Source organism: Shimia fortis, from assembly GCF_040225985.1.
Classification (GTDB): Bacteria; Pseudomonadota; Alphaproteobacteria; order Rhodobacterales; family Rhodobacteraceae; genus Shimia.
Genome location: NZ_JBBPEU010000003.1, coordinates 241,618 through 266,716, shown reverse-complemented (window position 1 = coordinate 266,716; position 25,099 = coordinate 241,618). Strand labels below are relative to the sequence as shown.

The window sequence follows — 25,099 nt, the reverse complement described above, 5'->3', positions numbered from 1 at the left end:
CGTGGATATCTTGTTAAGCGAGATAATGGCATCAGGGTAAAATGCAAGCAGCCCGCAAAGACAGTTAAACGACCGCTTCATTTTAGCCACTTGTGCCGCTGCGGGCAAATTGCCAATCCCCCTTGCCCCTGCATGTCACCGGATTGTGTGGCCTTTGACGCACCCGACTGCCGGAAAAATCACCGTGGTTGCCCGTTTGAGGCCAAAGACAGCACTGCGGCCACCACGAAGGTTTATGGTCGCAAGCCATTGCGCAAGGCTTGGCAGTCCGCGCCCATCGCGCTAAGAGGGGGCAAATCAACAGGGGGCCGCCGTGAGCGATACCGACAGTTTCATCGAAGAAGTCACCGAAGAGGTCCGCCGCGACCGGATGTTCGCCTATCTGCGCCGCTATGGCTGGATCGCCGTGGCCTTTGTCGTGGTTCTGGTGGGCGGGGCGGCCTTTAACGAATACCGCAAGGCCACCGCGCTGTCGGCCGCACAGAACAATGGGGATGCCATTGTTGCGGCTCTGTCCGAAAACGACGATGCGTCCCGCATTGCGGCCCTTGATGCGATCGAAACATCGCCGGTCGAGGCGCAGGTGGTTGTTGACCTGCTCCTAGCCTCCGAACAACTTGCCACCGGGGCGCGCGCGGACAGCGCCGCCACCCTGGAAGGTGTTGCCACTGCCGCCGCGACCCAGCCCGAGATTTATAGCCAGATCGCGCTGTTCAAATCCGTTCTGGCCCGTGGCACCGAGATGCCGGCCGAAGAACGCCGCACGCTGCTTGGGGCGCTGGCCGCGCCGGGGGCGCCCTTGTCGCTGCTGGCACAGGAACAACTGGCGCTTCTGGATATCGAGGAAGGCAACACCGACGCCGCCATGACCAAGCTGCAGGCAATCATTGCCGATGCGGGCGTGACTGCGGGCTTGCGTCAACGCACAAGTCGGTTGATTGTAGCACTGGGCGGTGACCTGCCCGAACTTGCCGCACCTGTGGTGAGTCAATAACAAACAGGTCTGGACTGACGACGGGGGCCGATGCAGTGAAAATGCGGAACTGGGTTTTGGCGCTGACAGGCGCAACGGTATTGGCGGCCTGTGCCGAAAAGGACATGGTGCTTCCGGGACCCCGCGAGGATCTGCGGTCCGGTGATGCGGTCGAGGATGTAGTGAACCAGCGCCGCGCCATCAGCGTGCCTGGACAGACACGTAACAACAGTTGGACACACCGGATCGGCACGCAATCCTACCGCGTGTCGAACGCCGCGCTTGCCACCTTTCCGCAGCTGGCCTGGAGCGCCGAGATCGGCGAGGGCAACAGCCGCAAAAACCGGATGAGCGCCGACCCCGTTGCTGCTGAAGGTATGATCTTCACGCTGGACTCGCAGGCACAGTTGCAGGCCACCGCCACCAATGGCGGGGTGGTCTGGACCCGTGACCTGACGCCGCCGCGCGACGATTCCAAGGATTCCCTGGGCGGGGGGCTGGCCTTTGGGGCAGGCAAGCTCTTTGTCTCGACCGGCTTCGGCTCACTCATGGCGGTCAACCCCAAAACCGGCGACGTGATCTGGGAGCAAAAGACCGGCGGGATCGGGAGCGGCACCCCCACGGTGTTTGGCGGTCTGGTCTATGTCGTATCGGGCGACGATCAGGGCTGGGCCCTCGAGGTTGAAACCGGACGTATCGCATGGCAGGTCAACTCCGTGCCGCAACTTGGCAACGTCATGAGCCCCGCCGCGCCGGCACTCAATGACCGGTTTGCGATCTTCCCGTTCGGGTCCGGCGAATTGCAGGCGACGTTCCGCAGCGGCGGGTTCCGTGTCTGGGACGCGGGGATCTCGGGTGAACGTCCCGGCATCGCGCGTAGCAAGGTCGGGGACATTTCCGGCGACCCCGTGATTGACGGGCGCCGGGTCTACGCCGCCAACCATTCCGGTCGTCTTGTGGCATTGGATATCGAAAGCGGCGAGCGTATCTGGACCGCCGAACAGGGCGCTCTGGGACCGGTCTGGCCGGTGGGCGGCTCGGTTTTCTTGGTCAACGATCGCAACACCCTGATGCGTCTGGATGCCTCGAATGGCGAACCGATCTGGGCGGTGGACCTGCCACGTTATGTCGACAGCCGTCCGAAACGCATGGCGGCACTTTATGCCCATTACGGCCCGATCCTTGCCGGTGGCCGCATCGTCGTTGCCTCGTCTGACGGGCAGTTGCGGATTTTTGACCCCACTTCGGGTGTGCAGGTGCATTCGGCGGAAATTCCCGGTGGTGCGGCCTCGGCTCCGATCGTGGTGAACGGCACGCTATACGTGCTGGGCGGCAAAGGGCATTTGCACGCTTTCCGTTGACGCGGAAATAGTATATCGCGGCGTCTTCAAGACTGTCGGAGACAACAGATGAGTTTTTCGCTCGCCATCGTGGGGCGCCCCAACGTGGGCAAATCCACATTGTTCAATCGCCTCGTGGGCAAGAAACTGGCCTTGGTCGATGACCAGCCGGGAGTCACGCGCGACCTGCGCGAGGGCGAAGCGCGGCTGGGCGACCTCAGGTTCACCGTGATCGACACCGCCGGTCTGGAAGACGCGACCGACGACAGCCTTCAGGGCCGGATGCGCCGCCTGACCGAACGCGCCGTGGACATGGCCGATATCTGCCTGTTCATGATTGATGCGCGCGCAGGAGTGACGCCCACCGACATGGTGTTTGCTGAAATCCTGCGCAAACGGTCTGCGCATGTGATCCTTGCCGCCAACAAGGGCGAGGGCGCCGCCGCGGATGCCGGTGTGATCGAGGCCTATAGCCTCGGCCTTGGAGAGCCGATCCGTCTTTCGGCGGAGCATGGCGAAGGGCTGAATGACCTTTACACCCAGTTGATGCCGCTTGCCGATGCTTTTGCCGAACGCGCCGAGGAGGCCGCCCCCGAAGTCGATATCGACCTTGACGAGGATGACGACCACGACGGCGCGGCCCCCAAGCCGACTGCATCAAAACCCTTGCAAATTGCGGTGGTGGGCCGCCCGAATGCAGGCAAGTCGACCCTGATCAACAAGATCATCGGCGAAGACCGTTTGCTGACCGGCCCCGAGGCGGGAATCACCCGCGATGCCATTTCCCTCAAAACCGACTGGAACGGTACGCCGGTGCGTATCTTCGACACGGCGGGGATGCGCAAGAAAGCCAAGGTGCAGGACAAGGTGGAAAAACTATCCGTGTCCGACGGGCTGCGCGCGGTGAAGTTCGCCGAAATCGTGGTGGTGCTGCTGGATGCGGCCATTCCTTTCGAACAACAGGACCTGCGCATCGCCGACCTGGCCGAGCGTGAAGGCCGCGCTGTGGTCGTAGCGGTGAACAAATGGGATATCGAGGACAGCAAGCAGGAAAAGCTGCGGGACCTCAAGGAATCCTTTGCCCGCCTGCTGCCCCAGTTGCGGGGCGCGCCACTGATTACCGTGTCGGCCAAGACGGGCAGGGGGCTGGACCGTCTGCATGACGCCATCCTGCGCGCCTATGACGTCTGGAACCGCCGCATCACCACCGCCCAGCTGAACCGCTGGCTGACGGGAATGCTGGAACAGCACCCGCCGCCTGCGCCGCAGGGCAAACGGATCAAACTGCGCTACATGACGCAGGCCAAGACCCGCCCGCCGGGATTTGTGGTCATGTGCTCGCACCCCGACAAGATGCCTGACAGCTATTCGCGCTATCTCGTAAATGGTCTGCGCGAGGATTTCGACATGCCGGGCACGCCGATTCGCCTGATCATGCGCGGCCAGAGCGACAAGAACCCATACAAGGGCAAGAAAAAGGCGGGTCCGTCGAAACTGCGCAAGCATATAAAGGGGCGCAGTGCCGACCGCTGAGGGGCTTACCGTGGCATGAAGCTGTCTGGCCCCTTCCTGTTTATTCTGGCCACCCTGATGATCGACGCCATTGGCATCGGGATCGTGTTCCCGATCATGCCCGACCTGATGGCACGGGTCGGGGCAGGCAGCACCGCCGAGGGCGCCTTGTGGGGCGGGATCATGATGTCGGCCTATGCGGCCACCATGTTCCTGTGCGGCCCCATCGTGGGCAGCCTGTCGGATGCGTTTGGCCGCCGCCCGATCCTGATTGCCGCGCTTGCCACACTGACCATTGACTATGTGATCATGGCAATGGCCGAAACCTACTGGCTGTTGCTGGTCGGGCGGATCATCGCGGGCATGGCGGGTGCGACCTATATCACCGCTACGGCTTATATCTCGGACATCGCCAAACCCGAAGAGCGCGGCGCCGCTTTTGGCATGATCGGCGCGGCTTTCGGCATCGGGTTCGTGTTGGGCCCGGCGCTTGGCGGTATGGCCTCGGGCTGGCATATCACCGCGCCGTTCTGGATTGCCGCGGCGCTTTCGGCGCTGAACGTGGTGTTTGGCCTGCTGATCCTGCCCGAATCCCTCAAACCCGAAAACCGCCGCCCTTTTGGCCGGGGCGATCTCAACCCGTTTGCCACCATTCTGCGCGCTTATGCCATGCCGGGGCTGGCGGTGCCACTGGTGTGCATTCTCGTGTTTGAGTTTGCCAACATGGTCTATCCGACCCTCTGGGCCTTTTGGGGGCGCGAGAGGTTCGGTTGGGACGGTTTCACCATCGGGCTTAGCCTGTCGGCTTATGGCGTGTTGGTTGCAGTCGTGCAGGCCGGGCTGTTGCCGCGCATGACCCGCCTGTTCGGAGACCTCAGAACGCTGGTTTTTGCCTTGGGGGCCTCGGTGGTGGGGCTGGTCGGGTTCGGTTTTGCAGATGCGGCCTGGATGGTGGCGGTCCTGTTACCCATCGCGGCAGCTTCGGACATGGCGCCGCCGCTGTTGACCGCGTTTGCCGCCAATCGCGTCGGCGACGATCTGCAGGGGCTGGTGCAAGGCGTGATCGCCTCGCTTTCTTCGGTGGCGGCAGTGGCCGCGCCTCTGGCCTTTACGGGCGTGTTCGAATATTTCGTCAGCGACAGCGCGCTTTACCTGCCCGGGGCACCCTATCTTCTGGCCGTGATTCTGGTGCTTGCAATCCTGCCGCTGGTCCTGCGTCTGCGCCATTTCTGAGGCTCTTGCGCCACAAACCGTCACGCGGGGTTGGGAATAGCGCAAAAGGGCGTTATGTTCTGCAATGCGGCGCCGGATGACATGCGCATGTCACACCGATATTGCAATGACCGCTAAGAATTGGAGACGGGGGATAGAATGGATATTCGCGAACGTTTGAAACCCTTTACCGAAAAGAACGACCGCCTCGGGGCGCTGGCGCTGTTCCCGACCTTTGGCGTGTACTTTATCTCGCTCTATCTGGCGATCACCCAAGTGGATAATTTTCTGGTGCTGGTCCCAATGATGGTGCTGAACGCGTTTTCTGCCGTGCGGCTTTACGTATTGCAACACGATTGCGGGCACGCGTCCCTGTTCAAAAGTCGCAAGCACAATGACTGGGCAGGCGAGGCGCTGTCTGTTCTGACATTTGCGCCATATGCCGCGATGCGGCACAACCACAACCTGCACCACTCGCATCTCGGCAATCTCGATCATCGCGACACCGGCGAGATTCACACCATGACCTTGCGTGAATGGAACGCCGCAAGCCCCTGGCAACGCTTGCAATATCGGCTTTATCGCAATCCGTTCATCCTGATCCCGGTGGGCAGCCTGTTCACCTATTTCATCCGCTACCGCTGGCCCAAGAACGCGGGCGAGATGGCGGGCAGCGTCATCGTCCACAACATCGCGATCGCAGCTTACATGGCTGGCCTGTATCTGTTGTTTGGCTGGACTGGCGTTCTGATCTGGTTTCTGTCGTCCTTCATTGGCGGGATGATCGGCGTCTTCATGGTGTATCTGCAGCACAATTTCGAAGACACCTACTGGGATCGCCGCCCCGATCTGGACCCGCGCATTGCGGCGCTGCAGGGGTCTTCGGCGCTTGATCTTGGCTGGTGGATGGATCTCGGGTCGGCCAATATCGCCTATCACGATATACACCATTATAACGCGCGCATCCCGCACTATAACCTGCGCAAAGCTCATCAGGAGATCCGGGAGGAATACGAATTGCGCACGATCCACTGGCCCGAGGCGCTGCGGTCCTTCCGCTTGAAGCTTTGGGATGAGGATCAGGGGCGTTTGGTGCCGTTCCCGAAAGGGGCACCAGTTGCGACACCAGCGGAATAGGGGGCGCTGCCCCCTCGGCCTGCGGCCTCACCCCCGAGGTATTTTGCCCAAGAAAAAGCCGCGCATTGATCTTCTATTTTGAAAAATCCTCATAAACAAAAAGCCCCGCAAATGCGGGGCTTCTCAGAACACGGCGCCGGTTGGGTCAGGCCAGCACGCCGTCTGCGGTCAGCGTGGTTTTGCCGCCCAGATAGGGATGCAGCACCTCGGGCAGGACCACCGAGCCGTCTTCCTGTTGGCCGTTTTCCAGAACCGCGATCAGGCAGCGCCCGACCGCAAGGCCCGAGCCGTTCAGCGTGTGCAGGAATTCCGGCTTGCCGCCGCCTGCGGGTTTGAATCGGGCATTCATGCGCCGCGCCTGGAAGTCGCCACAGACCGAGACCGAGCTGATCTCGCGGTAGGTGTTCTGGCCCGGCAGCCAGACCTCGATATCGTGGGTGCGCTGTGCGCCAAAGCCCATATCACCCGTGCAGAGCACCACGGTGCGATAGGGCAGGCCCAGACGTTCGAGAATACCCTGGGCGCAGCCGGTCATCCGGTCCAGTTCGGCGCGGCTGTCCTCGGGTTTTGTGACCGAGACCATCTCGACCTTTTCGAACTGGTGCTGGCGCAGCATACCCGAGGTGTCGCGCCCGGCGCTGCCTGCCTCGGAGCGGAAACATTGGGTGTGGGCCACATAGCGGCGCGGCAGGTAGCTTTCCTCGACGGTCAGGCCGTTCACAATATTGGTCAGCGTGACCTCGGCGGTGGGCACCAGCCACCAGCCATTTGTGGTCTCATAGGAATCTTCGCCGAACTTGGGCAGTTGACCCGTGCCGTACATCATCTCTGGCTTGACCAGAACCGGCGTCCAAGCCTCGGTCAGGCCGTTTTCGTCGACATGCGTGTTGATCATGAACTGCGCCAGCGCGCGGTGGATGCGGGCCACGGCACCCGATAACACGACGAAGCGCGAACCGGAAAGCTTGGCCGCGGTTTCAAAGTCCATGCCGGGCACGACGCCGGCGAGCTCGTAATGTTCCTTGGGGGCAAACGAGAACTCCGCGGGCGTACCCCAGCGATGGATTTCGACATTGTCGTCTTCATCCTCGCCTTCGGGCGTGTCTTCGAAGGGCAGATTGGGGATGCCCATCAAAAGGTCGGTCAACTGCTGGTCAAGGGCCTTGGCCTCGGCCTGCATGGCGGCGACTTCGGATTTCTTTTCACCAACCAGTGCGCGCAGGCGTTCGAATTCGGCTTCATCGCCGCTGGCCTTGGCTGCTCCGACGTCTTTGGCGGCTTTCTTCTGGTCGGCCTGCGCGGCCTCGGCGGCCTGGATCTTGGCACGGCGCTCGGCGTCAAGGGCAAGGATGGAGGATGACATCGGCTCGGCTCCACGACGGGCGAGGGCGGCATCGAAGGCGGCCGGATTTTCGCGGATGGCACGGATGTCATGCATGGGTCTTGTCCTTGGATGGGTGAATCGGTTGTGCGACGCGCGCCTTATGCACCAGATTGACGGGCTGGAACAGGGTAGTCCTTACTCTGCGATGAAATCTGTGATCGGAGCGGCTAGGGTCGCGGTGCCGTTGGTGGCCGAGATCACGCCGACCACCCGCCAGCCCGCCTGTGTATTCACCAGAACCGGTCCACCCGAGGCGCCACGCGTGACGGGGCACCCGATCCAGAGTACCGCGCCGTTTTTGTGCGCAGGGCAGTCTTTTGCGATGCTCAGCATATGCGGGCGTTCGCGGGTGTAGCCCGAAAGCGTGACCCTGCGTACCGCCGCGTCTGCCCCGACCGGCAGCGGCGCAAGGTCGAGCACGGCGTCCAGCGTCAAAACCGCGAGGTCATGGGCCACCACGATGCCGCGCGGCCCGTAAGCCTTGGGCGGCAGGTCCAGTTGCACTGGCTTGGCGGCGGCGCTGTAATTGCCGCGCAGCCAGCCTGCCACAAAGGTGATATCCGCGAGCGCAAAGGCCCTGCCATCGGGACGCAACACGCAATGGGCCGCGGTCAGCACTTTGTCCGGCGCAATCAGGGTGCCCGAACACATGCTGCGCGCCTTGTAGCCGGCCACGTTGATCCGTCCAATCGCCTGCCATTGCGCGTGATCCTCGGCGGGAAGGGGCACAAGGGATTGCGCGAGGCTGGCAGAGGCCCAGAAAAGCGACAGGATCAGGGGGCGGATCATGGTATCAGACTGCCCATTTGGGACGCTGATCTCAAGCCTGTCGAAAATCGGGCCGGTCCAGCCCTGTCGGCAGGGCAATTTGCCCCGAAGTGAGGGCGTTTCCCGCCTTGCATAACAGGGCGGGGCCACATAGGTTCCTGCAAAATCTTCGGGGCGCGCCTGCGTTCCGCACCACTCAACAAAGGATACCCCCAATGGACGCAAGTGCAATCGGCCAGTTTCTGCCCCTTATCCTGATCTTCGCGATCATGTATTTCCTTCTGATCCGCCCACAACAGAAAAAGATGAAGGAACATCAGGCCATGGTCGAGTCGCTGCGCCGCGGGGACAAGGTCGTGACCCAGGGTGGTGTGATCGGCAAGGTGTCGAAGGTTCTGGAAGACGGCGAGATCGAAGTCGAGATCGCAGAGGGCGTCAAGGTGCGCGTGGTCAAGGCGACTATTGCCCAGGTTCTGAGCAAGACCGAACCGGCCAAAGCCGAGTAAGCCGCAGGCAAAATCAAAAACAGGGCTGCAATCATGCTGCAAATCGACCTCTGGAAACGGGTCCTGATCTGGGCCGTTTGTGCGTTCGGGCTTTTGATGGCCATGCCGAACGCCTTTTACGAAAGGGTCGAGGCGCATAATGACGCGACGGCCGCGCTGGAACTGGGCTATGCCGGGAACGGTCTGGAAGAGCAGGCCGCGATGTGGCCCGATTTTCTGCCGTCGTCCCTGGTCAATCTCGGGCTGGACCTGCGCGGTGGTGCGCACCTTTTGGCCGAGGTTCAGGTTTCGGATGTCTACGAGGCGCGCATCAAGTCGATGTGGCCCGAGGTGCGTGATCTGCTGCGCGAGGAACGCGGCACGATCGGCACGATCCGCCTGCAACCTTCGGACGTGGACGAACTGCGTATCAAGGTCTCGCAACCCGAAAACATCAGCCGCGCGGCAGAACTGGTGCGCGGTCTGGCCCGTCCGGTTGTTTCGCTGACCGGGGCGGGGGCGTCGGATATCGAGGTGGATACCGAGGGCGACGAGGTCGTGATTACCCTCTCCGAGGCCGAGAAGCTGGCCACGGATGAACGCACGGTACAGCAATCGCTGGAAATCATCCGTCGCCGGATTGACGAGGTTGGCACGCGCGAACCGACAATCCAGCGGCAGGGTGCCGACCGCATTCTGATCCAAGTGCCGGGCATCGGATCGGCTGCAGAGCTGAAAGAGATCATCGGGACCACAGCGCAACTGACCTTCCATCCGGTGATCGGGCGCGGTACCAACCCCGACGCCAATCCCGGCGTGGGCAATTTCATTGCCCCGGCGCTTGAAAACGCCGACACGCCGGACACCGGCGACGACATCTATTACACGCTTGAATCCGCCCCGGTTGTGACCGGCGAGGAATTGGTGGATGCACAGCCGTCATTTGACCAGAACAACCGCCCTGCGGTGTCGTTCCGGTTCAACCCCACCGGCGCGCGCAAATTTGGCGACTACACGGCCGAGAACATCGGCTCGCCCTTTGCCATCGTTCTGGATGGCGAGGTTGTCTCGGCGCCAGTGATCCAGTCGCACATCCCGGGTGGCTCCGGCATTATCACGGGCCGCTTCACCGTCGAGGAAAGCACAAATCTGGCCGTATTGTTGCGGGCAGGGGCTCTGCCTGCAGGGTTGGAATTCCTCGAAGAACGGACCATCGGTCCGGAACTGGGACAGGACAGCATCGAGGCGGGCAAGATCGCCTGTATCGTGGCTTTTGTCGCCGTGCTGGTCTTCATGTTCCTCAGCTATGGCACCTTTGGCCTGTTTGCCAATATCGCGCTGATCATCAACGTCGGCCTGATCTTTGGCCTGTTGTCGCTGATCGGAGCCACGCTGACCCTGCCGGGGATCGCGGGCATCGTTCTGACCATCGGGATGGCCGTGGACGCCAATGTTCTGGTGTTCGAGCGGATCCGAGAGGAGATTAAATCCTCAAAAGGTCCGGCCCGTGCCATCGACCTTGGCTATGAAAAGGCGCTGAGCGCCATTCTGGACGCCAACATCACCACTTTCATCACCGCCGCGATCCTGTTCGCGGTCGGGTCCGGCCCCGTGCGCGGCTTTGCCATCACGCTGGGTCTGGGCATCATGACATCCGTGTTCACCGCGATCTTTGTCACCCGCCTGATGGTGGTGATCTGGTTCGAACGCCGCCGTCCCAAGACAATCGAGGTATAAGCCATGCGTCTGAGACTTGTTCCCAAGGACACCAAGTGGGATTTCTTCAGCCGTCCGGCGCTCTGGCTGGGGATTTCGGGGGCGCTGATGGTGCTGGCCATGGTGAGCTTCTTCATTCAGGGCCTGAACTTCGGCATCGACTTCCGCGGCGGGACCACGATCCGCACCGAAAGCGCGCAGCCTGTGGTGGTGTCCGAGTATCGCGAAGCGATTGCGCCGCTGGATCTGGGCGATGTCACCATCGCCGAGGTGTTCGATCCCAATTTCGACGAGGATCAGAACGTCACCATGATCCGCATCCAGGCGCAGGACGGGCAAGAGGCCGTCACCTCTTCGGTGATCAAAGAGGTCGAGATCGCGCTTCAGGCCGTGGCGCCGGACATTTCCTTTGTCTCGGTGGAGTCGGTCGGCCCGAAAGTCTCGGGCGAGTTGATTCAGACGGCCGTGATCGCTGTCCTGCTCGCGATTGCGGCGGTTCTGGTCTATATCTGGCTGCGCTTTGAATGGCAGTTCGCCGTGGGCGCCGTGGCGGCGCTGGTACATGACGTGATCCTGACCATTGGTGTGTTCTCCGAACTGCAAATCCGGTTCGACCTCGCCATTATCGCGGCCCTTCTGACCATCGTCGGTTACTCGCTGAACGACACCGTGGTCGTGTTCGACCGCGTGCGGGAAAACCTGCGCAAATACAAAAAGCTCGAATTGAAAGAGGTTCTGAACCTGTCGATCAACGAAACCCTGAGCCGGACGGTGATGACCTCGGTGACGACCCTGCTTGCGCTGATTTCGCTGTTCGTGCTGGGCGGCGATGTGATCCGCGGTTTTGTCTTCGCGATGATCTGGGGCGTGATCGTCGGCACCTATTCGTCGATCTTCGTGGCCTCTGCGGTTCTTCTGAAACTGGGGGTCAAGCGCGACTGGTCCAAGCCGTCGAACACCGGTGGCAACCAGTTCGCCAACATTGATGCCTGATCTCCTTTCAGAGGCGCTTGCCTTTGAAGGGTTGATCTGGATCGGACTGGCGGCCTTTGTGGCCGGCATGGTGCGCGGTTTCGCAGGGTTCGGAACCGCGCTTGTCTATTTGCCGGTGGCGGCACAGTTCATGCCGCCGGTCTGGGCCATCCTGACCGTGGCGGCAATGGATATCTTCGGGCCGCTGCCCAACCTGCCGGGGACAGTCCGGATTGCCCATAAACGTGACTTGATGCGCCTGTTCATCGGCACGGTGATCGCGCTGCCGATCGGGCTTTTGGTGATTGTCAGCGTCAATCCCGATATCATCCGCTATGTCATCTCGGGGATTGCGCTTGGGATGCTGGTGGTTTTGATCGCAGGGCTGCGCTATCGCGGGACTGTCACGGCGCCGATGGTTTACGGGATCGGGGGCGGGGCGGGGTTTCTTGGCGGTGTTGCCGGGCTGCCCGGGCCACCGGTGATCCTTTTCTACATGGCCAGCCCGCACGGCCCCGCCGTGATCCGCGCCAATACCAATGTCTATCTGTTCGGCTATGACCTGTTGCTGATCGCGGTTCTGGCCATCACGGCGCAACTGGCGGCGCTGCCCTTTGTGCTGGGCCTGTTGCTGGCAGTGCCGGCGGTCTTGGGCAATTGGCTGGGAGGCGTTATCTTTGACCCGGCGCGCGAACGACTCTACCGCGCCGTGGCCTACATCATTATCGCGGCCTCGGCCATCTCTGGCCTGCCGATCCTGACCTAGGGGGATAGAAATGAAGCTGAGCGAAGTTGTCTATGAAGGGGCCATCCCGATCGAGGGCTACGGGCCGGGGTTTTTCCGGATCGGGGGCGAGGTGATCGAGGGCGCCGCCATCATCCACGCAAAGGGTGCGCAGGGTTGGGCGGGCTATGATGACACCGACAGCATTCTTGCCCTGAAAGACGAGATTGATTTCGTGCTGATGGGAACGGGGGAAAAGATGCAGCACGTGCCGTCAGGGTTTCGCGCCATGCTGGAAGAGGCCGGGATCGGGGTTGAACTCATGGCAAGCCCCACGGCCTGCCGCACCTATAACGTGCTGGCTTCGGAAGGGCGGCGCATGGCGGCGGTGCTGCTGCCCGTGTGACCGGGCGGGACAGGCAGGGGCGCTGCCCCTCTTGGCCCCTGCGGGGCCAATTCACCCCGGAGTATTTTGGGAAAGGTGAAGATCATGGGATTGATCCATCTCAAGGTCTCTGTCCGGCCTTTCGGGAATAGAGGGCGGAAGCGGGAATTCCGCTTTTTTCGAAACCGCTTATGAGCTAAGCCACTTTCATGACTTTAAGCGTGACAGACCTGACCATTGCGCGCGGGGGAATCCCTGTGCTCGAAGGGGTGAATTTCTCGCTGGCGCCGGGCAAGGCGCTGGTGCTGCGCGGGCCGAACGGGGTCGGTAAAACCACGTTGTTGCGCACGGTGGCCGGATTGCAGCCGCCGGTGGCGGGGTGCGTGGATTGTGACCCCGAAAACATTGCTTATGCCGCCCATAGCGACGGGTTGAAAGGTATGCTCAGCGTGTCCGAAAACCTGCATTTCTGGGCCGATATCTTTGGTACCAAAGGGATCTCGCAGGCGTTGGAGGGGTTCGACCTCGGGGCGCTGGTAGACCGGCCCGCCGCGGCGCTGTCCGCGGGGCAGAAACGCCGCCTGGGGCTTGCGCGGTTGTTGGTGACGGGGCGACCGATCTGGATCCTGGATGAACCGACAGTGTCGCTGGATGTGGCCTCGGTAGAGATGTTCGCCAACGCGGTCCGCACGCATCTGGCGGCGGGTGGATCGGCACTGATCGCGACCCATATCGACCTTGGTCTGGATGCCGAGGTGTTTGATGTCGGCCCCTATCGCGCCAAGCCCGAAACCAGCCATGACGCCTTCAACAGCAGTTTCGACGAGGGTTTCTTATGATTGCGCTTCTGGTGCGTGACTTGAAACTGGCCATGCGGGCAGGCGGCGGCTTTGGTCTGGGCCTTGCGTTTTTCCTGATCGTGACGGTGCTGGTGCCCTTCGGGGTCGGCCCCGAAAGCGGACTTTTGTCCAAGATTGCACCGGGGATCCTGTGGCTTGGGGCCTTGCTGGCCTGTCTCTTGTCTCTGGACCGGATTTTCGCGCTGGACTGGGAGGATGGCTCGCTGGACCTGATCGCCACTTCGCCCCTGCCGATGGAGGGCGTGGTGACCGTCAAGGCGCTGGCGCACTGGATCACGACCGGCCTGCCGCTGTGTCTGGCAGCCCCTTTGTTCGCCTTGCTGCTGGGCCTGCCCGAAGCGGGTTATACATGGCTGATCCTGTCGCTGTTGCTGGGCACGCCCGCGCTATCGGTGATCGGCACCTTCGGGGCCGCACTGACCGTGGGGCTGAAACGGGGCGGGCTGCTGTTGTCGCTGCTGGTGCTGCCGCTTTACGTGCCGACGCTGATCTTTGGCGCCGAGGTGGCGCGCCGCGGGGCCGAGGGGCTGGCGGTCAGCACGCCGCTGCTGATGCTGGCCGGGATCACCGCCGGCACGATTGCGCTTTTGCCCTTTGCGAGCGCCTTGGTTTTACGGGTAAACCTGCGCTAAATATGCGGGTTAAGACATGTGACTCGGGCGTGCCCCGGATCACCTAAACGACATGGCGCCTCACTGGCATGTGAGGTGCAAAAGCCGAAAGAGGCATATAGGGAAGAGACATGGGCTCTATCTGGGAATACGCGAATCCGGTGAAATTCATCCGGACGTCTGAAATCGTGCTGCCTTGGGTGTCGATCCTTGCGGTTATGACACTGGTGGTGGGGCTTGTCTGGGGGTTCTTCTTTACCCCTGATGATTTCCGCCAGGGATCGACGGTCAAGATCATCTACCTGCACGTGCCATCGGCGCTGATGGCGATCAATGTCTGGTTCATGATGCTGGTGACCTCGCTGATCTGGTTGATCCGGCGACACCATGTCTCGGCGCTTGCGGCCAAGGCGGCGGCACCGATTGGTGTGATCATGACGCTCATTGCGCTGGCCACTGGCGCTATCTGGGGCCAGCCGATGTGGGGCACATGGTGGGCCTGGGATCCGCGCCTGACATCGTTCCTGATCCTGTTCCTGTTCTATCTCGGCTATATCGCCCTCTGGGAAGCGATAGACAATCCCGACACGGCGGCCGATCTGACCTCGGTCCTGTGTATCGTCGGGTCGGTCTTTGCCGTGCTCAGCCGCTATGCCGTGAACTTCTGGAACCAGGGCCTGCACCAGGGCGCGACGCTGTCGCTGGACAAGGAAGAGAACATCGCTGACGTGTTCTCGACGCCGCTTTATATCTCGATTGCGGGGTTCGTGTTCCTGTTCATTGCGCTGGTTTTCCTGCGCACCCGAACGGAAATTCAAAAGCGGCGCACCAAGGCGCTCTTGGCACGGGAGAGACTGGGATGATGCCTGAACTTGGAAAATACGCGGACGCGGTGCTGTCGTCATACATCGTGTCGATTGTTCTGCTGGTGGTGCTGGTTGCTATGAGCATCCGCGCTGCCAGAAAGGCGCGGGTAGAGTTGGAACAGGCGGAGGAACGCAAACGTGGCTAAGGTCTCACCGCTGATGATTGCGCCTCCGCTGATCTTTGCGGCCTTGGCGGGGCTGTTTTTTTTCGGCATGGCGCGGGACAATCCCGACGAACTGCCCACCGCACTGGCCGGACAGATCGCACCGGATGTCGATGTAGAGCCTTTTGGCGATCTGCCGGGCTTTACATCAGCCGACATGAAAGACGGACAGGTCAAGCTGGTGAATTTCTGGGCCAGCTGGTGCGCGCCCTGTCGCGTGGAACACCCGACGCTGATGCAGCTCGAGGCCGAGGGCATTCCGATATACGGGATCAACTACAAGGACTCATTGGCCAACGGGGCCAAATTCCTGCGTGATCTTGGCGATCCCTTCATCGCTATTGGCAGCGACCCCAAGGGACGCATGGCGTTGAACTGGGGTGTTTACGGCGTGCCCGAGACCTATCTGGTGGACGGGGAAGGACGCATTATCACCCGCGTCGCGGGGCCGTTGACGCAACGCGAACTGACGGAGCGTATCCGCCCCAAGCTTGAAGAATTGCGCGGCGGGTCCTGAACGCCGCAGCTGACATGACAAAGGCCCCGAACGCATTGCGTCGGGGCCTTTTTTCTTAGGCGAGTCCGGCCCGGGATCAGGCCTTGGCAAGGTTGCGCAGTACATAGTGCAGCACGCCGCCATGTTCGACATATTCGATCTCGGGCGCGGTATCGATCCGGCATTTCAGGGTGATGGTTTTGGTCGTGCCGTCGCCATAGGTGATATCACAGGGCACTTCCTGCAAGGGTTCGATCGTATTCAGCCCGTGGATCGACACGGTCTCGTCGCCCTTCAGGCCCAGCGTCTTGCGCGTGTCGCCGCCGGTGAATTCAAACGGGATCACGCCCATGCCAACAAGGTTTGACCGGTGGATGCGCTCGAAGCTCTCGGCGATCACAGCCTTGACGCCCAAAAGCGCGGTGCCCTTGGCGGCCCAGTCGCGCGACGATCCGGCGCCGTACTGTGCGCCACCAAACACGACCAGCGGTGTGCCCAAGCCCTGATAGGCCATCGACGCCTCGTAAACGCTGGTCTGCGCGCCATCCGGGCCCAGCGTATAGCCCCCCTCGACCCCGTCCAGCATTTCGTTACGGATGCGGATATTGGCGAAGGTGCCGCGCATCATGATCTCGTGATTGCCCCGGCGTGAACCATAAGAGTTGAACTCGCGCGGCTCGACCTGTCGGTCCATCAGGTACTGCCCAGCGGGTGAGGATTGCGCAAAGGATCCGGCGGGCGAGATATGGTCGGTTGTCACCATGTCACCCAGGATCAACAGCACCTTGGCCCCCTCGATATTACTGATCGTGCCCGGCTCGGGCGCCATGCCGCGGAAATAGGGTGGATTCTGGATGTAGGTCGAGGTCGGCGGCCAGTCATAGGTTTCACTGTCCGAGGTTTCGACGCTTTGCCACTTGTCGTCGCCCTTGAACACGTCGGCGTATTTGGTGACAAACGCCTCGCGCGTCACGGTTTTTTCAACGATCTCGGCGATTTCCTGCGTGCTGGGCCAGATATCTTTCAGGTAGACATCCTTGCCTTCAGGTGTCTGGGCCAGCGGCTCGGATGTGAGGTCAATATCCATCCGGCCCGCCAGCGCATAGGCCACGACCAAGGGCGGAGAAGCCAGATAATTGGCGCGCACGTCCGGGCTGATGCGGCCTTCGAAGTTGCGGTTGCCCGACAAGACGCTGACCGCAACCAGATCGCCATCAGCAATCGCCTCGGACAGTTCGGCCTGGATCGGGCCCGAGTTGCCGATACAGGTGGTGCAGCCATAACCGACAAGGTTGAAGCCGATCTTGTCGAGGTCGTCCTGCAATCCTGCGGCTTCAAGATATTCCGTCACCACCTGCGAGCCGGGCGCGAGCGAGGTCTTGACCCACGGCTTGCGATCCAGCCCCAGCGCGGCGGCCTTGCGCGCGACAAGCCCTGCGCCGATCATCACGTAAGGGTTCGACGTGTTGGTGCAGGACGTAATCGAGGCGATCACCACATCACCGGACGACAGCGTATAGTCCTCGCCCTTGACGGATACTTCCTTGTCCATTGGGCGCTTGAAGGTCTCTTCCATCTCGCGCAGGAAGGTTGCCTTGGCATCGGTCAGCGCCACGAAATCCTGCGGGCGCTTGGGGCCGGAAATGGCGGGCACAATCGTGCCCATATCAAGGCTGAGCGTATCGGTGTAGATCGGCGCATAATCCGCCCCGCGCCACAGCCCGTTTTCCTTGGCATAGGCCTCGACCAGCGCAATCCGGTCCTCGTCACGACCGGTGGTGCGCATATAGCGCAGGGTTTCACCGTCAATCGGGAAGAAGCCACAGGTCGCACCGTATTCCGGCGCCATGTTGGCAATCGTGGCCCGGTCGGCCAACGGCAGACGGTCCAGCCCTTCGCCGTAGAATTCGACGAATTTGCCCACCACGCCCTTTTCACGCAGCATTTCGACCACTTTCAGCACCAGATCTGTGCCGGTGGTGCCCTCGACCATGTCTCCGGTCAGCTCAAAGCCAACGACCTCGGGGATCAGCATCGAGATCGGCTGGCCCAGCATTGCAGCCTCGGCCTCGATCCCGCCGACACCCCATCCCAGCACGGCCATGCCGTTGACCATGGTTGTGTGGCTGTCGGTTCCAACCAGCGTGTCGGGATAGGCGACGGTTTCTCCGTTCTGGTCGGTGTCGGTCCAGACTGTCTGGGCCAGGTATTCAAGGTTCACCTGGTGACAAATACCCGTGCCCGGCGGCACTACGCGGAAATTGTCAAACGCGCTCTGGCCCCATTTCAGGAACTGATAGCGCTCCATATTGCGTTCATATTCGCGGTCCACGTTCATCTGGAAGGCGCGCGGGTTGCCGAATTCGTCGATCATCACCGAATGGTCGATCACGAGGTCTACGGGGTTCAGCGGGTTGATTTTTTGTGCGTCGCCGCCCAGCCCTTTGATCCCGTCCCGCATTGCGGCAAGGTCCACCACCGCAGGTACGCCGGTGAAATCCTGCATCAAGACGCGGGCTGGGCGATAGGCGATCTCGCGCGGGTTCTTGCCCCCGTTCGCACCCCAATCGGCAAAGGCGCGGATATCGTCGGTCGAGACAGAAAACCCGTCATCCTCGAACCGCAGCATGTTTTCCAGTACCACTTTCAACGCGGCGGGCAGGCGCGAGAAATCCCCGAGCCCCGCCTCCTGCGCGGCCGGGATAGAATAGAATGAAATGGATTTTCCGTTGATGTTCAGCGTTTTGCGCGACTTTGCGCTGTCTTGTCCAACCTTGATCGGCATGGGGGCCTCCCTTTGAAATTACTTTAGGGGTGTTGTGATAAAAAGGTGGCGTATCGCCCCGCGCCTTTCAAGGGGGGAGAGGGGCGAGTGTCAGGCCAGGGCTTTACAGGGGCTTCACCGGCTGCTCGCAAATGCTTGATTGGTTATTTCAGGGCTGCGGGTCTAGTTTCAGGGTATTCGAAAAAGGGGACATCTCGGAATGAAGCGACTCGCTGCGGTGATAATCATGCTCTGGTGCGCGACCACGTTGGCGGCGCAGGCCGAGACACGCCCTGTGGTGGTCGAACTTTATACCTCGCAAGGATGTTCGTCCTGCCCGCCGGCCGACGCGTTTTTTCACAACGAACTGTCCGCGCGCGAGGACGTGATCGCGCTGGCGCTGCATGTCGATTACTGGGATTACATTGGCTGGAAAGACAGCTTTGCCAATCCCGCCTACACCAAGCGGCAGAAAGCCTATGCCGTGGCGGCGGGGCATCGCTCGGTTTATACGCCCCAGTTGATCATCGGCGGACGGGACCACGTTGTCGGCAACAAGCCTGACAAGGTGAACGGGTTGATCGAGGCACATAAACGCGCGGCGTCACCCGTGCGCATGGCGATGCGGCGGCAGGGCGGCACGGTCTGGATCGAGGCCGAGGCGACAGGCGCTGTCAAGAACATGGTCGTGCATCTCGTGCGCTATAAACCTGAGCAATCGGTTGACATCAAGCGCGGCGAGAATGCGGGCAAAACGCTCACCTATACCAATATCGTTGATGGCTGGGACGTGATCGCCGAATGGGACGGGCGCGCACCCCTGAAAATCAAGGCGCCTGCACGTGGCGACAACCCTGTGGTCGCGTTGATCCAGGAAACGGGCAACGGGCCCATCCTTGCAGCGGCCCGCATCCGGTAAGCGGTCAGGATTTCTGGACCGAACCTTTGGGGCGCAGCGGGCGCGTCGCGTATTTCCAGCGGCGGTGAATCCAGAACCACTGGTCCATGTTTTCGCGCACAAGGGATTCCAGCCCGTCATTCACGGCTTGCGTCATGGTGATCGGATCGGAGTGGGGGATTTCATCCTGCGCCACGATCCGAAAACTCAGACCGTCCGGATTGCGCAGCCCATAGACCGGGATCAGCGCCGCATCGAATTTGAGCGCCAGTTCCGCCGTCACAAGCGAAGTGCGTGCCTTTTGTCCAAAGAATTCAAGTGGTTCGCCGTCCTGTACGTAAAGGTCAGTCAGAATGCCCAAAATGCCGCCCGCCTTGATGTGGCGGACCATCTCGATCATGCCCTTGCGGCCCTGTTCGAACATCGGCGTGCCGATCTTTGAGATCGAGCGCACGTAATGGTCGTTGAAATAAGGGTTCGACATGCGCCGATAGAGCGCCCCCATGTTATAGCCGCGATGGATCAGGTTGGCGCGCACAGCATCGTAATTTCCCATATGCCCGGTGACGAGGATCACCGGACGCCCCGCATCGCGCGCCGCCTCGAGACGGGCCAGACCGGGCCCCTCGATCGGGGCCGTGATGGCGCGTTTCACAAAATCCTCGCCGGAATAGATCTCGATCAGGGTGCGGCCCACATTGTCAGGCACGGCGCGGACCATACGGTCGACCTCGGCCTTTGGCAGATCGGGCAGCACATGCGCCAGATTCATCCGGATGCGTTTGCGAAACCCGCCAATCGGGGCCAGCACATGCGCGGTCAGCCACCCCATGCCGCGCACCCGCGTTTCATAGGGCATCAACATGGCGGTGCCAATGGCCGCGCGGATCACGATGTTCACCGTGTAATCCACGGCCTTTTGACCAAAGCTGTCTTTTTCTGCTGCCATCTGTCCGGGGTCTTATCGAAAGGTTTCGCGGTGCCACACATAGGTGCCCGCCGCCGCAATCACAAGCGCGCCGATGATTGTCCAGAAATCGGGGAACTCGCCAAAAAATACCACGCCCCACACTGTTGCAAAGATCAGCCCCGTATAGGCAAACGGCGCCAGCATCGACGCTTCGCCCTGCGACAGCGCGCGGATCAGCAAAAGTTGTGACACCGTACCGAACAGCGTGATCAGCGCCATCAACAACAGACTGGCCGGATCGGGCAGGGGCATCGTGGGCAGGGCCAGAAGGCTCAGCACGATCGTGCCAAAGACGCCGGTATAGAGAAGCGAGGTCCAGACGTCCTCATCCTTGCCGACAAACCGGGTTGCCAGCGCATAGGCCGAGTAGAAAAACGCCGCCGCCAGCGGATAGACCGCATAGGGCGAAAACACGTCCGAACCGGGCCGGATCACGATCATGGCGCCGATCAGGGATACCGCGATCCCGGCGACCCGGCGCGGCCCAAGCCGTTCACCAAGAAACAACGCGGCTCCAAGGGTGATCAGAACGGGGTTCACGTCCATGATTGCGGTGGCGTCGGTCAGGCCGATATGGCTTATGCCGACGAAAAAGCACCATGTCGCCCCCATCAGGAAGACCGAACGCGCGATTTGCAGCTTTGGATAGCGGGTTTTGAGCACCCCGGGCAAGCGACGCGCCACCAGCACCAGCACCACCAGCGTCTGGCCCGCATAGCGCGCCCAAAGGGCGGGCACGACGCCGATGCGCGGCGACAGGGCCTTGGCGGTGGCATCCATCAGCGTAAAGCAGAAGATCGCCGCGATCATAAGAAGAATGGCGCGCGCGTTGGGGGACAGGCTGTTCATGGCATCAGCACTATGCCCGCCATGCGCGGCTGTAAACCGTTTCCGGCGCTCTAGCTGTCGATCTCTTCTTCTGTGGGTTTCAATTGTATGTCGCCCCGGTCCTGCAACGCGCGAATGGCAAGAACGATCTGGGTCATGGCCGCTTCGCTATCTTTGGCGGACACTTTGCCAAGGTCCTGCACATCCTCGCGCAGCTGGTCGGCGAGGCGGGTCGAGATGTTGCCCAGCAGAAACTCGGCCACGTCGGGAAAATTGTCCAGCGCGCCGGACAGAGCGCGGATTAGCACAGCCTGGTCAACTTCGCGCAGCACGGCGGGGGCATCCAGCGGCGACAGGCGTCGCGGAATGTCGGCAAAGGTAAAAATCGATTTGCGCACGCGGTCTGCAAAGCCTGCATCCGTTTCCTCCAGCCCGACCAGCACATCGTTGCGCGTGGCGGCAGGAGACACGTTCAGAATTTCGCCGACGCGTTTGCTGGGGTCGCCGTCAAAGGCCTTGGGCGGGATATCGTCCAGCGCCGCGGCCAGCGACAGGCCGATCCGGTCTACGGTGTCGGGTGTGATCCCGCCGGTCATCGAAATGGCATAAGCGATACGGCGGGCCCTGTCGCCGGGCAACTGCCCCAGAAGATCGGCGGCCTTGGCCACGTCGAGTTTTGACAGCATGACCGCTGACACCTCGGTACTTTCGCGGTCGACAATCTCTTTCAGGCTGTCGGTGGGCAGGGCACGGATACGTGCCCAGGGGTCGCCTGTCTGGCGCACCCCGGCCTCTTTCCGAAGGCGGGCGGCGGTCATCGGACTGATCCGGCCTTCCAGCGCCGTCAGCGCATCGGCAATATCACGCGGGAACGACAGGCCGATGGATTCAAGCTCACCCGCAAATTCCATCAGCACGACCGCCAGCGTGTCGCGGTCGATATAGCGCATCTCGGCCATCATTTGCGTGAGATCCGCCTGCATGTCGTCGGGCAAAGTGGTCAGCGACACCTCGGCCCCTTCGTTCAGCAGAAAACGCAGGATGATCGCCGCCTTCTGGCGACGGCTCAGCCCCAGATCCGAGGGCGCGGGCAAGGCGGGTTGCAAATCAGGAGGGGAAAGCTGCGCAGTCGCGGCAGGAACGGTCATGGGCGAGACTCCTTTCTTGCCCGGACCTTAGGCGGGGTTTGGTGAACAAAAGTTCAAAACCCCGCCGGTCTTGTCAATTTTAGTAATTATAGGTCGATCCGGTGCGGATCGCTTCGGCCAGAGAGGTCTCGGGCCAGGTACCGGCGCCCCCACGGGCGCGGATTTCCTTGAGCTGCAGATAGGCGAGATAGCTGTCTCCGCTCTCGACAAAGGCCTGACCCATATACGAGCGCACCAAAAGGTTATCCGGATTGGTCTCAAGTGCGGCCTCATAATAGGACATGCCAAGGTCGACATTGCCCATCTTGCGATGGGTAAAGCCCCAATAGGTCAGCACCCGGTCTTCCTGCTGGTCCGACATGGCAGCCAGAACCTTTTGTGCGTTCTCATACTGGCCTGCATAGGCGTATTCGCGCACCGCGCCATACAGCACATCATCCACAAGGCTGGCATTTCCGGGTTTGACGCAGCGCTTTTTCTTTTCGCTCCAGACCTTACCGTTCTTGCACTCTTTGGTGGTCGGGGTGGGTTTAGGAACGAAATCGTCTCCGCCGGCGGCGTGCACCGAAAGGGGGGCCAGCAAAAGCGCGGCGGCGGCAAGGGATCTGGTGAACATGTCAGCTGCTCCGAAAGAAGTTGTGGTTAACGGTCATTGGCATAAATGCACATCTGGTCATACGTGTCCCAATAACTTCCCGGAGGGCATTTCTTGGGCGCAGCCTGTGCCGCTGCCGTGTACAGAATGACAAAGGCAGCGGTCAGGGCAAGCATAAACCCTTTGGTCGCGGGGAAATCAGCGACGTTCATCGCAGGTGCATTGATTGTCCAGCTTATCCCAGACGAACCCCGGCTTGCAGTCTTTTTCGGCTGCAGAGGCAAGGGTCGAGAAGGCAAAGCTCGCAATCAGGGCAAGTGTGATCGTGGAAGCAGTTTTCATGGTGTCCTCCCGAGGATAAGATATTCCGTGCGTTGAATGTAAGTGTGCAGCGCGGAAAATCAACGATAAAGTTTCAGTACCAGATTTTAGGCAGGCACGCATTCACGTTTGCGTGCCGGTCAGAGCCAGTTCGCGGCGATGCACATCTTGTCGCGTTCGTCATAATAGAACCCCGGTGCGCATTCCGGGCCGTTTTTTTCACCGATACCGGTTTTCGTGTTTGCCCCACCCGCCAGGGCAAGGGCTGGCACGATGGCGCAGGCAGCGGCCAGTGTCAGGGTGCGGATCATGGGTTTGTCCTTCCGTTACCGGCCATTATCCGCGAGGCACATACCGCCTTCAAGCGTGCTCCAGGTGAAGCCGTCATTGCAGTGCTTGCGGTTTTCTTCCGAATGGATGGTCAGCGAGGTGATGGGCTGGGCCTGAGCCAGAACGGGCAGGGTGGCCAGCAGTACGGTTGCGGTCAGCTTTTTCACGGGTGTCTCCTTTAGGCACAACTTCTGTGAGCTGGGAAATAGCGTCTTCAACCGAGTGGGCGAGGGAACCACGTTCACAAAACCGTCAGCGCACCCCATGAAAAAAGGCCGATGCAGGGTGCACCGGCCTTTCTAAGTTTTTGTCAGGGGGCGGTCTTATTCGCCAAACACCCGCTTGAAGATCGTGTCGACATGTTTCGTGTGATAGCCCATGTCGAATTTCTCGTTGATGCCCTCGACCCCGAGAGCCGCGACGACCTCGTCATCGGCCAACAGCAGTTCGCGGAAATCCAGACGTTCTTCCCAAACCTTTAGTGCGTTGCGTTGCACCATGGAATAGGCGTCTTCGCGGCTCACGCCGGCCTGGGTAAGCGCCAGCAACACGCGCTGCGACATCACGAGGCCGGGGAACTTGTTCATGTTGTCCAGCATGTTGTCGGGGAAAATCAGCATCTTGTCGACCACGCCCGCCAGACGATGCAGGGCAAAGTCCAGCGTCACGGTGGCGTCGGGGCCGATGCCGCGTTCAACGGACGAATGCGAAATATCGCGCTCGTGCCACAACGCCACGTTTTCCATCGCGGGGATCACGGTCATGCGCACAAGACGTGCCAGACCGGTCAGGTTCTCGGTCAGCACCGGGTTTTTCTTGTGCGGCATCGCCGACGATCCCTTCTGACCCATCGAGAAGAATTCCGCGCCTTCCAGCACCTCGGTGCGCTGCATGTGGCGGATTTCCACGGCAATGTTTTCGATCGACGAGGCAATCACCCCCAGCGTGGCAAAGAACATCGCGTGACGGTCACGCGGGATCACCTGCGTGCTGATCGGTTCCGGGCGCAGGCCCAGTTTTTCACAGACGTGTTCTTCAACCGCCGGGTCGATATTGGCGAAGGTTCCGACAGCACCCGAGATCGCGCCGGTGGCCACTTCCCAGCGAGCCTTTTCCAGACGGTTCTTGTTGCGATCCATCTCTGCATAGAAGCGCGCAAAGGTCAGGCCCATGGTAGTGGGTTCGGCGTGGATACCGTGGCTGCGGCCCACGCGGACGGTGTCTTTGTGCTCAAGCGCGCGTTTCTTCAGCGCGGCCAGCACCTTGTCCATGCCGCCCAGCAGGATATCGGCAGCGCGCACCAGCTGTACGTTCAGGCAAGTGTCGAGCACGTCCGACGAGGTCATGCCCTGATGCACGAAACGCGCCTCTTCGCTGCCGACATGTTCGGCCAGGTGGGTGAGGAAGGCGATGACGTCATGTTTGGTGACGGCCTCGATCTCGTCAATGCGGGCGACGTCAAATTCCACGTCTTTCGCTTTCCAGACAGCGTCGGCATTTTCCCGCGGGATCACGCCCAGATCGGCCATCGCATCGCAGGCGTGGGCCTCGATCTCGTACCAGATTTTGAACTTGGTGGCGGGTTCCCAGATGTCGGTCATCTCTTTGCGGGCATAGCGAGGGATCATGTCACGGCCTTG

At 61.1% G+C, this 25,099-nt stretch carries 27 protein-coding genes; 16 read left to right on the top strand and 11 right to left on the bottom strand.

Translation table 11 applies throughout. From position 1 onward, the window contains the following. Positions 1–313 precede the first annotated feature (313 nt). The 5 genes from WNE31_RS07825 to WNE31_RS07805 all read left to right on the top strand — a co-directional run bounded on the left by WNE31_RS07825 (position 314) and on the right by WNE31_RS07805 (position 6,174). Positions 314–994: a hypothetical protein gene (locus tag WNE31_RS07825; RefSeq protein WP_349979161.1), complete on the top strand. Its 681-nt coding sequence runs from the start codon at positions 314–316 to the stop codon at positions 992–994. A 41-nt stretch (positions 995–1,035) separates the two neighbouring features. Then, complete coding sequence (locus tag WNE31_RS07820; RefSeq protein ID WP_349979160.1) at positions 1,036–2,334, top strand: PQQ-binding-like beta-propeller repeat protein; 1,299 nt, start codon at positions 1,036–1,038, stop codon at positions 2,332–2,334. 48 nt (positions 2,335–2,382) lie between these two features. Further along, positions 2,383–3,846 carry a ribosome biogenesis GTPase Der gene (gene der, locus WNE31_RS07815; RefSeq protein ID WP_349979159.1) on the top strand — a complete coding sequence of 488 codons (1,464 nt, stop codon included), beginning with the start codon at positions 2,383–2,385 and terminating at the stop codon, positions 3,844–3,846. A 15-nt stretch (positions 3,847–3,861) separates the two neighbouring features. Further along, positions 3,862–5,058 (top strand): MFS transporter, encoded by a 1,197-nt coding sequence (locus WNE31_RS07810; protein ID WP_349979158.1) that lies wholly within the window; start codon positions 3,862–3,864, stop codon positions 5,056–5,058. A gap of 138 nt (positions 5,059–5,196) precedes the next feature. After that, positions 5,197–6,174 carry a fatty acid desaturase gene (locus tag WNE31_RS07805; protein WP_349979156.1) on the top strand — a complete coding sequence of 326 codons (978 nt, stop codon included), beginning with the start codon at positions 5,197–5,199 and terminating at the stop codon, positions 6,172–6,174. A gap of 145 nt (positions 6,175–6,319) precedes the next feature. Here WNE31_RS07805 and serS read toward each other — a convergent pair whose 3' ends face one another. Both serS and WNE31_RS07795 read right to left on the bottom strand, forming a co-directional pair. Then, a complete protein-coding gene (gene serS, locus WNE31_RS07800; protein WP_349979155.1) occupies positions 6,320–7,612 on the bottom strand; it encodes a serine--tRNA ligase in 1,293 nt (430 codons plus the stop codon). Positions 7,613–7,693: 81 nt separating this feature from the next. Next, complete coding sequence (locus WNE31_RS07795; RefSeq protein ID WP_349979154.1) at positions 7,694–8,347, bottom strand: trypsin-like serine peptidase; 654 nt, start codon at positions 8,345–8,347, stop codon at positions 7,694–7,696. A gap of 194 nt (positions 8,348–8,541) precedes the next feature. Here WNE31_RS07795 and yajC point away from each other — a divergent pair, with 194 nt between their 5' ends. The 10 genes from yajC (at position 8,542) to WNE31_RS07745 (ending at position 15,626) form a co-directional block, all read left to right on the top strand. Beyond that, positions 8,542–8,832, top strand: coding sequence for a preprotein translocase subunit YajC (yajC, locus tag WNE31_RS07790; protein ID WP_349979153.1), 291 nt, complete (start codon positions 8,542–8,544; stop codon positions 8,830–8,832). Between the two features lie 33 nt (positions 8,833–8,865). Beyond that, complete coding sequence (secD, locus tag WNE31_RS07785; protein WP_349979151.1) at positions 8,866–10,548, top strand: protein translocase subunit SecD; 1,683 nt, start codon at positions 8,866–8,868, stop codon at positions 10,546–10,548. A 3-nt stretch (positions 10,549–10,551) separates the two neighbouring features. Beyond that, positions 10,552–11,520: a protein translocase subunit SecF gene (secF, locus tag WNE31_RS07780; protein WP_349979150.1), complete on the top strand. Its 969-nt coding sequence runs from the start codon at positions 10,552–10,554 to the stop codon at positions 11,518–11,520. Then, positions 11,513–12,265 (top strand): sulfite exporter TauE/SafE family protein, encoded by a 753-nt coding sequence (locus WNE31_RS07775; protein ID WP_349979148.1) that lies wholly within the window; start codon positions 11,513–11,515, stop codon positions 12,263–12,265. Before secF ends, WNE31_RS07775 begins: the two co-directional genes overlap by 8 nt. A 10-nt stretch (positions 12,266–12,275) precedes the next feature. Continuing rightward, positions 12,276–12,629, top strand: a complete 354-nt coding sequence (locus WNE31_RS07770) for an Mth938-like domain-containing protein (protein ID WP_349979147.1) — start codon at positions 12,276–12,278, stop codon at positions 12,627–12,629. 188 nt (positions 12,630–12,817) lie between these two features. After that, entirely contained in the window at positions 12,818–13,447 is a 630-nt protein-coding gene (gene ccmA, locus WNE31_RS07765) for a heme ABC exporter ATP-binding protein CcmA (protein WP_349979146.1), read from the top strand. Beyond that, positions 13,444–14,100 (top strand): heme exporter protein CcmB, encoded by a 657-nt coding sequence (gene ccmB, locus WNE31_RS07760; RefSeq protein ID WP_349979145.1) that lies wholly within the window; start codon positions 13,444–13,446, stop codon positions 14,098–14,100. The genes ccmA and ccmB overlap by 4 nt, the downstream gene beginning before the upstream one ends. A 110-nt stretch (positions 14,101–14,210) precedes the next feature. After that, positions 14,211–14,942 carry a heme ABC transporter permease gene (locus WNE31_RS07755; RefSeq protein WP_349979144.1) on the top strand — a complete coding sequence of 244 codons (732 nt, stop codon included), beginning with the start codon at positions 14,211–14,213 and terminating at the stop codon, positions 14,940–14,942. Next, a complete protein-coding gene (ccmD, locus tag WNE31_RS07750; protein ID WP_349979143.1) occupies positions 14,939–15,091 on the top strand; it encodes a heme exporter protein CcmD in 153 nt (50 codons plus the stop codon). Before WNE31_RS07755 ends, ccmD begins: the two co-directional genes overlap by 4 nt. Beyond that, positions 15,084–15,626, top strand: a complete 543-nt coding sequence (locus tag WNE31_RS07745) for a DsbE family thiol:disulfide interchange protein (RefSeq protein WP_349979142.1) — start codon at positions 15,084–15,086, stop codon at positions 15,624–15,626. The genes ccmD and WNE31_RS07745 overlap by 8 nt, the downstream gene beginning before the upstream one ends. Before the next feature lie 76 nt (positions 15,627–15,702). On the opposite strand, the gene acnA is transcribed toward WNE31_RS07745, so the two are convergent. Next, positions 15,703–18,390 carry an aconitate hydratase AcnA gene (acnA, locus tag WNE31_RS07740; protein ID WP_349979141.1) on the bottom strand — a complete coding sequence of 896 codons (2,688 nt, stop codon included), beginning with the start codon at positions 18,388–18,390 and terminating at the stop codon, positions 15,703–15,705. A gap of 199 nt (positions 18,391–18,589) precedes the next feature. Between acnA and WNE31_RS07735 the strand changes: the two genes are divergently transcribed. Then, entirely contained in the window at positions 18,590–19,288 is a 699-nt protein-coding gene (locus WNE31_RS07735) for a DUF1223 domain-containing protein (RefSeq protein ID WP_349979140.1), read from the top strand. A 4-nt stretch (positions 19,289–19,292) separates the two neighbouring features. On the opposite strand, the gene WNE31_RS07730 is transcribed toward WNE31_RS07735, so the two are convergent. From WNE31_RS07730 to purB, 8 genes are all read right to left on the bottom strand, one after another. Then, positions 19,293–20,216 (bottom strand): lysophospholipid acyltransferase family protein, encoded by a 924-nt coding sequence (locus WNE31_RS07730; protein WP_349979139.1) that lies wholly within the window; start codon positions 20,214–20,216, stop codon positions 19,293–19,295. A gap of 12 nt (positions 20,217–20,228) precedes the next feature. Continuing rightward, positions 20,229–21,086 carry a DMT family transporter gene (locus WNE31_RS07725; protein WP_349979138.1) on the bottom strand — a complete coding sequence of 286 codons (858 nt, stop codon included), beginning with the start codon at positions 21,084–21,086 and terminating at the stop codon, positions 20,229–20,231. A 50-nt stretch (positions 21,087–21,136) separates the two neighbouring features. Further along, complete coding sequence (locus WNE31_RS07720; protein WP_349979137.1) at positions 21,137–22,213, bottom strand: flagellar motor switch protein FliG; 1,077 nt, start codon at positions 22,211–22,213, stop codon at positions 21,137–21,139. Positions 22,214–22,292: 79 nt separating this feature from the next. After that, on the bottom strand, positions 22,293–22,829 hold the full coding sequence (locus tag WNE31_RS07715; protein WP_349979136.1) for a tetratricopeptide repeat protein: 537 nt from the start codon (positions 22,827–22,829) through the stop codon (positions 22,293–22,295). Between the two features lie 177 nt (positions 22,830–23,006). Continuing rightward, positions 23,007–23,150 (bottom strand): hypothetical protein, encoded by a 144-nt coding sequence (locus WNE31_RS07710; protein ID WP_349979135.1) that lies wholly within the window; start codon positions 23,148–23,150, stop codon positions 23,007–23,009. A 119-nt stretch (positions 23,151–23,269) separates the two neighbouring features. After that, a complete protein-coding gene (locus WNE31_RS07705) occupies positions 23,270–23,440 on the bottom strand; it encodes a hypothetical protein (RefSeq protein WP_349979134.1) in 171 nt (56 codons plus the stop codon). A 15-nt stretch (positions 23,441–23,455) separates the two neighbouring features. Then, the gene (locus WNE31_RS07700; protein ID WP_349979133.1) at positions 23,456–23,626 is read right to left on the bottom strand and encodes a hypothetical protein; all 171 of its coding nucleotides are present in this window, start codon (positions 23,624–23,626) and stop codon (positions 23,456–23,458) included. Between the two features lie 156 nt (positions 23,627–23,782). Next, on the bottom strand, positions 23,783–25,087 hold the full coding sequence (gene purB, locus WNE31_RS07695) for an adenylosuccinate lyase (RefSeq protein ID WP_349979132.1): 1,305 nt from the start codon (positions 25,085–25,087) through the stop codon (positions 23,783–23,785). Between the last annotated feature and the right edge of the window lie 12 nt (positions 25,088–25,099).

Bases quoted from the DNA above. Each gene is read 5' to 3' on its own strand.
- WNE31_RS07820 (WP_349979160.1), top strand. From the start codon at position 1,036: ATGCGGAACTGGGTTTTGGCGCTGACAGGCGCAACGGTATTGGCGGCC.
- der (WP_349979159.1), top strand. From the start codon at position 2,383: ATGAGTTTTTCGCTCGCCATCGTGGGGCGCCCCAACGTGGGCAAATCC.
- WNE31_RS07810 (WP_349979158.1), top strand. From the start codon at position 3,862: ATGAAGCTGTCTGGCCCCTTCCTGTTTATTCTGGCCACCCTGATGATC.
- WNE31_RS07805 (WP_349979156.1), top strand. From the start codon at position 5,197: ATGGATATTCGCGAACGTTTGAAACCCTTTACCGAAAAGAACGACCGC.
- serS (WP_349979155.1), bottom strand. From the start codon at position 7,612: ATGCATGACATCCGTGCCATCCGCGAAAATCCGGCCGCCTTCGATGCC.
- WNE31_RS07795 (WP_349979154.1), bottom strand. From the start codon at position 8,347: ATGATCCGCCCCCTGATCCTGTCGCTTTTCTGGGCCTCTGCCAGCCTC.
- yajC (WP_349979153.1), top strand. From the start codon at position 8,542: ATGGACGCAAGTGCAATCGGCCAGTTTCTGCCCCTTATCCTGATCTTC.
- secD (WP_349979151.1), top strand. From the start codon at position 8,866: ATGCTGCAAATCGACCTCTGGAAACGGGTCCTGATCTGGGCCGTTTGT.
- secF (WP_349979150.1), top strand. From the start codon at position 10,552: ATGCGTCTGAGACTTGTTCCCAAGGACACCAAGTGGGATTTCTTCAGC.
- WNE31_RS07775 (WP_349979148.1), top strand. From the start codon at position 11,513: ATGCCTGATCTCCTTTCAGAGGCGCTTGCCTTTGAAGGGTTGATCTGG.
- WNE31_RS07770 (WP_349979147.1), top strand. From the start codon at position 12,276: ATGAAGCTGAGCGAAGTTGTCTATGAAGGGGCCATCCCGATCGAGGGC.
- ccmA (WP_349979146.1), top strand. From the start codon at position 12,818: ATGACTTTAAGCGTGACAGACCTGACCATTGCGCGCGGGGGAATCCCT.
- ccmB (WP_349979145.1), top strand. From the start codon at position 13,444: ATGATTGCGCTTCTGGTGCGTGACTTGAAACTGGCCATGCGGGCAGGC.
- WNE31_RS07755 (WP_349979144.1), top strand. From the start codon at position 14,211: ATGGGCTCTATCTGGGAATACGCGAATCCGGTGAAATTCATCCGGACG.
- ccmD (WP_349979143.1), top strand. From the start codon at position 14,939: ATGATGCCTGAACTTGGAAAATACGCGGACGCGGTGCTGTCGTCATAC.
- acnA (WP_349979141.1), bottom strand. From the start codon at position 18,390: ATGCCGATCAAGGTTGGACAAGACAGCGCAAAGTCGCGCAAAACGCTG.
- WNE31_RS07735 (WP_349979140.1), top strand. From the start codon at position 18,590: ATGAAGCGACTCGCTGCGGTGATAATCATGCTCTGGTGCGCGACCACG.
- WNE31_RS07730 (WP_349979139.1), bottom strand. From the start codon at position 20,216: ATGGCAGCAGAAAAAGACAGCTTTGGTCAAAAGGCCGTGGATTACACG.
- WNE31_RS07725 (WP_349979138.1), bottom strand. From the start codon at position 21,086: ATGAACAGCCTGTCCCCCAACGCGCGCGCCATTCTTCTTATGATCGCG.
- WNE31_RS07720 (WP_349979137.1), bottom strand. From the start codon at position 22,213: ATGACCGTTCCTGCCGCGACTGCGCAGCTTTCCCCTCCTGATTTGCAA.
- WNE31_RS07715 (WP_349979136.1), bottom strand. From the start codon at position 22,829: ATGTTCACCAGATCCCTTGCCGCCGCCGCGCTTTTGCTGGCCCCCCTT.
- WNE31_RS07710 (WP_349979135.1), bottom strand. From the start codon at position 23,150: ATGAAAACTGCTTCCACGATCACACTTGCCCTGATTGCGAGCTTTGCC.
- WNE31_RS07705 (WP_349979134.1), bottom strand. From the start codon at position 23,440: ATGATCCGCACCCTGACACTGGCCGCTGCCTGCGCCATCGTGCCAGCC.
- purB (WP_349979132.1), bottom strand. From the start codon at position 25,087: ATGATCCCTCGCTATGCCCGCAAAGAGATGACCGACATCTGGGAACCC.